The organism is Acidovorax sp. IB03, from assembly GCF_016406015.1.
Taxonomy (GTDB): Bacteria; Pseudomonadota; Gammaproteobacteria; order Burkholderiales; family Burkholderiaceae_C; genus Acidovorax; species Acidovorax temperans.
In genome coordinates, this window is sequence record NZ_JAEFCH010000082.1 from 1 (window position 1) to 1,488 (window position 1,488).

Annotated in this window: 2 protein-coding genes and 1 pseudogene; 2 read left to right on the top strand and 1 reads right to left on the bottom strand. The window is 64.9% G+C overall.

Going from position 1 to position 1,488, the window contains the following annotated elements; genetic code table 11:
- Positions 1-105 precede the first annotated feature (105 nt).
- Positions 106-663 (top strand): DUF2917 domain-containing protein, encoded by a 558-nt coding sequence (locus IHV84_RS20130; protein WP_198848159.1) that lies wholly within the window; start codon positions 106-108, stop codon positions 661-663.
- Positions 664-727: 64 nt separating this feature from the next.
- On the opposite strand, the gene IHV84_RS20135 is transcribed toward IHV84_RS20130, so the two are convergent.
- On the bottom strand, positions 728-1,120 hold the full coding sequence (locus tag IHV84_RS20135) for a BLUF domain-containing protein (RefSeq protein WP_198848160.1): 393 nt from the start codon (positions 1,118-1,120) through the stop codon (positions 728-730).
- Between the two features lie 134 nt (positions 1,121-1,254).
- Between IHV84_RS20135 and IHV84_RS20580 the strand changes: the two are divergent.
- Positions 1,255-1,488 (top strand): annotated as a pseudogene (locus tag IHV84_RS20580) (hypothetical protein); the annotation flags it as partial.

The window sequence follows — 1,488 nt, forward strand, 5'->3', positions numbered from 1 at the left end:
GTGCGGACACCATCTTGGCATCTGTGGCGCGGGCAGCGAGTACCATTATTTGATGCTTACTTTTGAGACACCACACTAGACCACTCTTTCATTTAGGAGCCGACCATGCCAGCCCGCCCCCTTGTTCCCCCACTGCAACCCTGCGCGCAGCCTTCGGTGCACCGCCGCGCGGCAGCGGGGTGCTGGCGCCTGGCACCCGGGCGGGCGTTGTCGCTCAAGCCGCGTGAGTCGGGGGTGTTGCGCATTGCCCGGGGCCGGGTCTGGTTGACCGGTGCAGCGCCCGCGCAAGACCTGGTACTGCAGGCAGGCGATGCGATCGCCGTTGCCGTGGGCCAGCATGTGGTGCTGGAACCCTGGGGATTGCCGGGGGAGCGCGACGCGCCCGTGCTCTTCCGGTGGGACCATGTGGCCCCGCAGCCGCACCGCCACCAAGCACGCACCCGCGCCGCCCGCGATTGGGAGTTGGGCGTGGTGCAGCCCTTGCAAGAACTGGTGAGAGCGTTAGCTGGTGCTGGGCGGGCCGTGGGCGCAGCTGCGGTCCAGGTCACGGCAGCGGCGGGGCGTCTGGGTGCGGGGTTGGCAGGATTTGCCCTGGGCCGGGTGATGGCTACCGCAGCGCCCGGCGAAAAGGAGGTTTGCATGAAAAGCGGCTGCAGCGCTTGAATATCAAGCGCCAGTAGCTATCAAAATAATAGCTTTTGATGCGGTTGGTGCAGGTTGGTTGGGCTCACAGCACCAGCGATTCACGCACCACTTCGAAGGCGGCCAGCGCTGCTTGCCCGTCCAGTTGCTCCAAGCGCGCCAGGGCTTCTTCGTCTTCTACGGTGCTGAATGCCAGGCTGAACTCCCGAAACCGCCGCGCCTCCAGCAGGCCGTGGTGCACCACTTCCACGTTCACATGGCGTGTGTCGTCGCCGATGCGCTCCATCAGTTTGAGCACTGCCTTCTGCGGCCCTTCCAGTTGCTGGCAAAAACGTTGGCCGTCAAAGATCAGCAGGCCAGTGATGTCCATGCTGGCATTGGCCGGGCGGGCGTGGGCCGCAATCTCGGCCACCACCTGCAGCGGTTGGTCGGGGGCGAGGGTGCTCACATAGAGGACTTCGTAGAGTGCGGTGTTCATAAGAGCGGCCCAATATAAGACGCGCCCTGACCGCGCCGCAATGTACTAAGACATAGCGCCAGCGGCATGTGTGGCGCCCATGCCCACAGCGCGCGGGCCAGCACCGTCGGCCGCCTGCCTAGAATGGCGCCACCATGAACGCCACGCTCCCCGCCTCCGCTTGTCCCCCCGCCTGCAATGCCTGCAGGCTGCGGCGAACCGGGGCGTTCACCCCTGTCCAGCCTGAGCAGCTGGACTTTATCCAGCGCTTTCGGGCAGACACGGCCACGGTGCCCGCAGGCGGCGCTGTGGTGCACGAAAACCAGGACAATGCCCAATGCCGCTCAGTTAAGTCTGAGCGGCATTTTTTTGACGGGATACTGGGTCTT